Annotated in this window: 6 protein-coding genes and 1 pseudogene; 4 read left to right on the top strand and 3 right to left on the bottom strand. The window is 43.2% G+C overall.

Annotation, left to right across the window (positions count from 1 at the left end):
• A partial coding sequence (locus F6K20_RS16165) for a VIT domain-containing protein (protein ID WP_287295306.1) occupies positions 1-598 on the bottom strand: 598 nt, incomplete at its 3' end.
• 139 nt (positions 599-737) lie between these two features.
• Positions 738-926, bottom strand: a complete 189-nt coding sequence (locus tag F6K20_RS16170; protein ID WP_287295308.1) for a CPXCG motif-containing cysteine-rich protein — start codon at positions 924-926, stop codon at positions 738-740.
• Between the two features lie 221 nt (positions 927-1147).
• Here F6K20_RS16170 and F6K20_RS16175 point away from each other — a divergent pair, with 221 nt between their 5' ends.
• Both F6K20_RS16175 and F6K20_RS16180 read left to right on the top strand, forming a co-directional pair.
• A complete protein-coding gene (locus tag F6K20_RS16175; protein ID WP_287295310.1) occupies positions 1148-1618 on the top strand; it encodes a GNAT family N-acetyltransferase in 471 nt (156 codons plus the stop codon).
• A 144-nt stretch (positions 1619-1762) separates the two neighbouring features.
• Positions 1763-3031, top strand: a complete 1269-nt coding sequence (locus tag F6K20_RS16180; RefSeq protein WP_008181167.1) for a cyclic nucleotide-binding domain-containing protein — start codon at positions 1763-1765, stop codon at positions 3029-3031.
• A gap of 110 nt (positions 3032-3141) precedes the next feature.
• Here F6K20_RS16180 and F6K20_RS16185 read toward each other — a convergent pair whose 3' ends face one another.
• Positions 3142-4680, bottom strand: a complete 1539-nt coding sequence (locus F6K20_RS16185) for a serine/threonine protein kinase (protein ID WP_287295312.1) — start codon at positions 4678-4680, stop codon at positions 3142-3144.
• 1193 nt (positions 4681-5873) lie between these two features.
• Between F6K20_RS16185 and F6K20_RS16190 the strand changes: the two genes are divergently transcribed.
• Both F6K20_RS16190 and F6K20_RS16195 read left to right on the top strand, forming a co-directional pair.
• Positions 5874-6113, top strand: a complete 240-nt coding sequence (locus tag F6K20_RS16190) for a hypothetical protein (RefSeq protein ID WP_143764198.1) — start codon at positions 5874-5876, stop codon at positions 6111-6113.
• Positions 6082-6393, top strand: a pseudogene (locus tag F6K20_RS16195) (hypothetical protein); the annotation flags it as partial. The gene F6K20_RS16190 and the pseudogene F6K20_RS16195, both read left to right, overlap by 32 nt.
• Positions 6394-7695 lie beyond the last annotated feature (1302 nt).

Raw genomic sequence — 7695 nt, forward strand, 5'->3', positions numbered from 1 at the left:
AGTTCCAAAAGTCGGGTTTCGCAACCAGGCTCAAGCAGCTCAACAAGCATAAGTAACTCAGATTTGCGTCCAGCAAGTCGAAGAAGTCAGATGTCTCTATACCACAGTGACGTTCGTTCTCTACCATTGGGAAGACAAATTCATAATTACCCCCCTGGAACTTTAGCTGATCGGTATAGCGAAGGGTGACCTCAATTTGCTCCCCTGGTTTAATGTGAGCTAGAGATTGAGTAAAAATATTATCTCGTTCTTGCTCTAAGAGTCCCGCAGTGCGCCCTTGACTGCAAGCTTCCTCGTAGATAGTTTGAGCATCTTCCCGTTTTTTGATATTGCCCTCAATTAAGCGATCGCTTAATTTAATTTCCATTTCATCCACCGCCGCTTCATCCGGTAGTGGAAATATATAGACCGCTTCTAAGGGTTCGCTGAAAGGATTATCAAAGGTCTGTGTCACCTCTACCCGTGACAGGTGACCGGTAATTTTGGCGTAAACGTTTGTATGTTTGAGAGGAAATACCGAATGTTGCTCCTCTTCGTTAACGTATAGTCCCCCTAGCAAATGCTTGGAGCATAATAGTGCATGAGTGGGCATGGGCATTTACCTTAAGATTGAGCAAATGGGTGAGTTTCGCCACTGTCCCTATCAGTAGCAAGGTCTTGGGTAGACGCACCATGCTAGCCACAAATCTAATGATAAATCCTTACCAAGAGTGAACTTGGGTCAATCTGCTTTTTAGTTAGCCATCATAATCGCTGTCAATCTCAATATCGAGAGTTTCTTGATCCACCCTTACATACAAAATGTTTGGACGACAGCACACTTGACAATCTTCGATATAGGATTGCTGTTCACCAGCGCTTAGATCTACAAAGGTCAAAATGGTTTCACCACAATAGGCACAGGAATATTGAGCAGTCTCTTGCATTCATTCATAATTTTCTTTGAGTGTAGCAATAATTGTATTGGGTCAGGGCTGACGGAGATCACAACTGACCTATGAAATTCGTAACTGATCAATTGACAGGTTGACGGTTTGTTGTGGAGTGGTTTGTTGTGGAGTGGTTTTTTGTTGAGGTTTGATGGTTGATGGTTGACGGTTGACGGTTGATGGTCAACCATTAACAAACATTCAATTTACAACAGCTGATGACTAAACCATCTCCATCGTTACCACCAGGATGCATTTTCCGCCCTGCCTGTGCCAAGGATACCTGGGCAATTCTTAAATTAATTCTGATTGCTAAACTAGAGCCTACCCAGTTACGTTGGACCCAGTTTCGGGTGATTGAATTTGAGGGGCGTGTGGTGGCTTGTGGACAATTGCGCAACTTTCCCGATGCCCAAGAATTGGGGAGTTTGGTTGTGGCACCTAAGTGGCGCAATCGGGGCTTAGGGAGTTATCTTATGGCAAATTTAATCAAAGAGGCTGAGTTGCCTCTTTATCTCGAATGTATGGGTTGGCTGACGTTATTTTACACTCGTTTCGGTTTTGTGTCAGTATCCTGGCAAGACTTACCCAAATCCCTTAAATTTAAGTTTGGCTTGTCCAAACTAGCCACTACACTATTCCGTATTCCTCTATCGATCATGACCTACCAACCAAAGGATGAAGGATGAAGGCACCTCAAGTAGCTTGGCCTATGGCCAAGGCCAAGGCTGAATTTTTTGGCATCCATGGTTTTTGTCTTCAGACTTTATACTTTGTATCGAGCTATTGTATGCAGCTATAAAATAAGCAGTATTGGAAGCAGCCAGCCGCCTATGGCAACCGCCGCATTTTTTCAAGGTATATTAGGAGCTTCGAGTTTGGCATTGGGAGCCTTAGTTGGGGTTTTCTGGCAGCCGAACCGCACTGTTTCTGCTGCCATCATGGCATTTGGTAGTGGAACCTTAATTTGTGCGATCGCATTTGAAATCACCATACCTGCTTACGAAAATGGTGGATTTTTACCCCTCCTGCTAGGATTCCTAGTGGGGGGTAGCCTGTTTACTGGAATCACCACATATATCGACCAGCACGGTGGTTTTCTACGCAAACCTGCCTCTAGTCGTCGCTATTTAATTGAGCATACTCAGGAACAGGTATCCGATGTACTTAATCGCATTGCCCACGTGGAGGTGATGCAAAATATTCCCTCCCAGGAAAAGCACGCTATTGTTCCCTACCTCAAACCAGTCTATGCTCAACCTGGAGACATTCTTTGTCAGGAGGGAGCCCCTGGTGATCACCTGTATATGATTGTGGACGGAAAAGCGGAAGTCTTCAGAGGTGAAAAATTAATTAATACTATGGGTTCAGGGGAAGTATTTGGTGAAGTGTCATTGCTCACGGGAGAACCCCGTTCAGCCACTGTTATTGCCCAAACTCCCATGGAGTTATATCAACTACACCAAGAACATTTTAATCATGTGCTGAGTTGGTCTCCCCACTTAGCTTGGGCTCTCAGCCGTTCCTTAGCACGCCGACTCCAATTTGCCACTGACTCTAGGGTGGCCGTAGAACATAAGTTAGACCGTTGGCGACAACAGTTGATTGCTCAAGCAGAACTGGATCTATTAATTAGAGAAGATCCAGCTATACTAGAAAAATTAGTTAAGAATTCTGCTCCTTTTGCTATTGTCATCGGTACCTTGATTGACAATATTCCTGAATCTGCGGTTATCGGTATGAATGCTGGGGACTCTCACTTCAGCTTGTCATTTTTACTAGCAGTTTTTATTTCCAATTTCCCAGAAGCATTATCCAGTGCTACTGGGATGAAACAAGCTGGAACTAAAACCACTCAGATTCTTGGGTTATGGATGGGGGCGGTGATGCTGTGCGGAATCTGTGCAGTGGCAGGTCATGTTTTAGAAAGCCATACCCCAGAATTATTCATAGCCTTAGCTCAGGCTACTGCTGGTGGAGCAATTTTGGCAATGTTGGCTAGCACCATGATGCCAGAAGCCTATGAATTGGGAGGCAGTTCCGTTGTCTTATCCACGATTATGGGGTTTCTGTTCGCATTTTTCATGTCATCCATGAGCTGAGTTCTGAGTCCTGAGTTGCTGAATTTCGGTATTGATTGGTTTTTTATTTTGCCTTGAACCTTGTACCTTAAACCTTAAACCGTCAACCTTCAACCTTCAACCTTCAACCTTCAACCTTCAACCTTAAACTTTAAACCTTCTGCATTTGGTGATGAATCACTAGATTTGATATCTAACCAAGCTCGGATTTCTTCAACTAACCAATTCAATTCAGCTTCTGGTAATTGTTCGCCAAAGATGTAGGTTTGGGATTTTTGACCAAAGGGTGATGGTCGTTCTACCTGAGTAGTGATCGCAATCCCCCGATGGTATCTACCTTGTGCATCCCTATAGGCAGTAATATAAACCTCTTTAATTTGTGAATTTTCTCCTCGATCCCATTTTTTGCGGCTCAAAGATGCCTTAGTAATTTCAAATTTTTTGTTATCAAAACAAATACGAACTGCCTCAGAAAAGTCTTTTTCTGAGTTTAATGATGTTATCCACATCACTAAAAAAATTGGGATAGCTAAAGGCAGTAATGATACTGGAATTGCTAACAAAATTACTAATATTTGAAGAATAAGGTGCTTAAATAAGTCAAGTAAAATTGCTACGACTACTCCCAACCCAACACCAACTAATATCCGGTGTTGCCTAGACTTTTCTAAGGTCTTGAACCGCTGTAGTGAGTAAGAAAATACCCCCTTTAGCACCCCTCTAGCTTGTTTTAGGGCATGTTTGAGGGGTTTGAACACTATCATTTCCCAGTGGGAGGGGATATCAATGATCAGTTGTTCTGCTGATTTATGGATACGGACAACAGTGTCTGGCAGACCAGTTGGGGAGGTGTTGTTTGATGGAACCACTGGGTTAGTGTATAGCGCTTCAGTAGCTTGTTTAGCATCACTGAAGCGACGCTCCACAGCTGGTTCTGTAATTTTCTCTAGCCAGGTCACTAAGCCAGGCTCAACAGTAGAACCGAGTAGTTGACGAAATTGAATCCGCAAATTTTCCTGAGGTAACTCAGCAGGTGCCACTCCAGTCAGCAGTTCAATCAAGGTGACCCCTAAGGCATACAAATCAGAAGCAGGCACAGCTTGACCCCCAAACTGTTCCATGGGAGTATAACCATAGGTTCCCACCACTGTAAATGTGGCACCCGCAGTAGTTGGTTGAGCCTGCACTGCTCCAAAATCGATTAAATATACCTGCTCATCCTCACCCCAAATTAGATTGCTGGGCTTGATATCTCGGTGTAAGACTGGGGGGTTGAGCTGATGTAAGTACTGAAGAATTTTTAAAATATCAGCTGCGATAGTATTTACCTGCTGCTGAGAGAATCTAAACCCTTGAGACTGTTGTTGTTTCAGGGATAGACCAGGGATATACTCCTGAACCAGTCCAAACCACAGGATACTCTCATCGAGGGAAAAATAATCCCGATACTTGGGAATCCGAGGATGATCCAGTTGTTTGAGAATTTGCGCTTCCCGCTCAAATAGTTTCAAATCGTCCCATTGTACGGGACCACCTAAAGCCAAAAGCTTGACTACGACTTGCGTGTCAGACTCGGAATCCAGTGCTAGCCAAGTCTGGCGCACTGGATTGTCATTCAGCTGCTGCTGGAGGTAATAGCGATTTTGGAGGAGTTTCCCAGATTCTAGCATAGTGTAGTAGGCGTTGAAGCCAGTTCTTTTACTATAGCTTTTGGTGAATACAACTTACTATAAAGAAAAAGCCTTGTGAATAAGAGCAAGCAACCATGTCCTGTAGCAGTTACAGAAGTATTGGGGCGGTTGCTAATATATTGTTTGTAAAAAAATTCTGATTCCCCTAAATCCCTCTGGCTGAATAACCCCCTTCCGTCCGCCTTAAAAAGGCAGAGCTGTTTCAAGGGGTGCTAGGAAGGAGATAAGATACAGGAAGCTCTTAGTTGTTAAAATTTGCTTTATACACAGTCTATATTAAATATAATAGTAAGTACGTTTTAGGTAATTTTATTGTTGAAATTTAAGTTTTGATGATAACGATATTAACAATTAAACTATGTAAAAATGAAATTATTGCTCCAGTAAATATTCCTAAATACCTATTGTAATGGATAAGATAAGATGAGCAAGAATAATTTTTACCAAGGCTGGCTATTCTCTTGAGAGGATATCTGAAAAGTTTTTTGATACTGAATTTTGCACCCCTAGCCCCCCAAATTGGGTGCATCTCATATTTGTAAAAAAGATCTCAAGTGTGGGGCCCGGGCGCGGGGCGGGGGCGCGGGGAGTGTGGGAATTTTCTCCCGAATTTTTGCCTAATTGCAAAACTGAGATGCACCCCCCAAGCGAGGGATTGCTCGCTTGGGGGGAACAAGAATCAATTTGCTGGTAAAAGTCCCCCGAGCGAGGGATTGCTCGCTCGGGGGACCCACGGGGGCTTTTATGTAGCAAATGATACTTCTCAGAGGTTGTCTGAGAAGGCACAACAAATTGAATTGGCTTTAAGAAAGCAAGTTTCGACTCTGGATGGTGTATTTATATAAACAAGGGGATAAGTATGAAATTATAATAATGACAGGAACAGAAATCCATCAACCACCCTCACGGTTATTCAGTTGTTAAGGCGCGAAACCTTGCCACTTGTCCCTGAGTATGATATTTTACTTAAATGCTTATCGATACTGATTTAAAGCCAGCAAATCGCACACCATTTACCGCAGCATAACTTCTGGCGGGTGTTGTAATTTGTTTTTACCTGGTATTCGGTGTCGCACCTCTAGCCTCAAGGCCATTAGACTTGGTTTCTTAGGAACCGATTCTTGTTGGGTTCCAGAAGACAAAGATACTGAAGAGAATGTGAAATTATTCTTATGATTACTCACTCGGTACCCAGTAACTGGCGACTCAAGCCAGGTTATCTGAGCTATAGTGGCTCTCAGTTTGAGTCCGTTCACATTCTTTTGGGACGGTTTTTGGCCGATCGCCATTCGTCTAATCCTCTATCGACTCGCTCTTTACTGTCCGAGAATCCCAGCTGTGAATGGGGCAAGGGGCAGCCATTCGAAAAAGTGATCGACTCTCATTCCCAGCCTTCATATTGTGGCAAATAGTGCTTTGTATTGGCTGATCCAGCTCCCTGATGCTGTTGAAATTTTGTGCTCGACGGCGGATGATGATGAGGTTTTGACAGAGTGTTCTGCGACTTGCATCAATTACAGAGATTTTGAAAGTAAAACCGTTCGGCGATCGTTTACCTGTCAGTTTCATCCCGAATTGCTGGCAGATCTGCGGGTGGTGGGCTTGCGGCAGCCCCCCTCCTATGAAGAGCTGAAGCAGGATGATGGGGTACGGCTATTTGCACGTTTGTTGTATGCCGGGATGCAGGAATAGCGATCTCAATTCTACAGGCAGACAGCTCGATCATCTATCTCGTATTAGATTGGTGTGTTAGCGGTAGCATAACGCGCCCTACAAGAGGCCAATCGAGCTGAAAAAGGGGTGGCTGTTCTAATTAGTAAAGTGTTAGGTTTTTTTTGATAGTGGCTAAAACGAACATGAACCAGGTAACGGTACCTGGTTCATGGCTATACTTATTCAACAAAATATCTAGCTAGGGTTTACAGAGTCTTACAGCCGACGCTCAACAAAAAAGTATATTCCTCCATTACTTACTTTCCTGAGTGGTTTGGCTTTTGATGTTTTAACAGTTTGGCTAGCCTAAGACGCTGAATAAAGATACTTCAGATCATGAGCACTAGCTAGTTAAAACATCGACCAATTAGGGCTAGACATGGTTTTAGTTGTCTTGAGTAGGTGGGAATTAAACTGAATTACTCCCATTCATGATTATTTAACGCCTACCCTACCCTACCTGTCTTGTTAATCTCTACGACTAAGTTTCTAGGGCTGTAAGTTTTTCAGGACAGGAGGCACAGTCCTGAATTGCGATTGGTTTGTGTGCCTATTTATGAATGTATCAACTTGGCCGAACTTTTGGTAGGCTCTGTTCAGAGAAATTTGCTTAACTTAAACTTTGTTTAAAAAGCCTATGAATTCGTAACATTGGACAAATCCTATAGGACTTACGCCCCAAACCAGGTTATTGATGGTAATTACACCGATTTCAGCCTTTGACTGATAAGAGAAACCGGGTTTTAAGGGTCTTGGTGTCTAAGTCCTTTATTAAATTGATTGGAGAATATTCCACCCTCAGTAACTCTTCCGGAATCGAATTTGATCATGGGTATAGGGGTAAATGGGTAAATTAGGGCATGGGATGATATAGATTTTCGTTTGATTCATATGTTCAGCATTTTGTTAGCTTGTATTAGTTGACCAACGCTCTAAGGGAAAATCTGTCCAAAATTGATTAAATTTTCTCATCACCTGTCCTAGGTAGTGCCAATGGTTAACTGGAAGTGGAAGGCACAGCAATTTGGCAAAATAAAAATGAGGGGTGACACCCCTCATTGAATCTGCTATATTGTGATTATTTGACATCTCCCCCGGTTAAAACACGGGGGATTCTACAAGGTTGTTACGAGGCGGGTTGAAACCGCGCCTCTCCACTTCTTGTTCGGTATAAACCGATGTGGGAGTGTCAAACTCCCCTACCCACCTTGGTCAGAATTTAATCTAACTGTGTGGCTACTTTTTGGCATCAATTGCCTAGCAATTTCACGTCATACCTCT

The organism is Moorena sp. SIO2C4, from assembly GCF_010672485.1.
Taxonomy (GTDB): domain Bacteria; phylum Cyanobacteriota; class Cyanobacteriia; order Cyanobacteriales; family Coleofasciculaceae; genus Moorena; species Moorena producens.

Bases quoted from the DNA above. Each gene is read 5' to 3' on its own strand.
- F6K20_RS16170 (WP_287295308.1), bottom strand. From the start codon at position 926: ATGCAAGAGACTGCTCAATATTCCTGTGCCTATTGTGGTGAAACCATT.
- F6K20_RS16175 (WP_287295310.1), top strand. From the start codon at position 1,148: ATGACTAAACCATCTCCATCGTTACCACCAGGATGCATTTTCCGCCCT.
- F6K20_RS16180 (WP_008181167.1), top strand. From the start codon at position 1,763: ATGGCAACCGCCGCATTTTTTCAAGGTATATTAGGAGCTTCGAGTTTG.
- F6K20_RS16185 (WP_287295312.1), bottom strand. From the start codon at position 4,680: ATGCTAGAATCTGGGAAACTCCTCCAAAATCGCTATTACCTCCAGCAG.
- F6K20_RS16190 (WP_143764198.1), top strand. From the start codon at position 5,874: ATGATTACTCACTCGGTACCCAGTAACTGGCGACTCAAGCCAGGTTAT.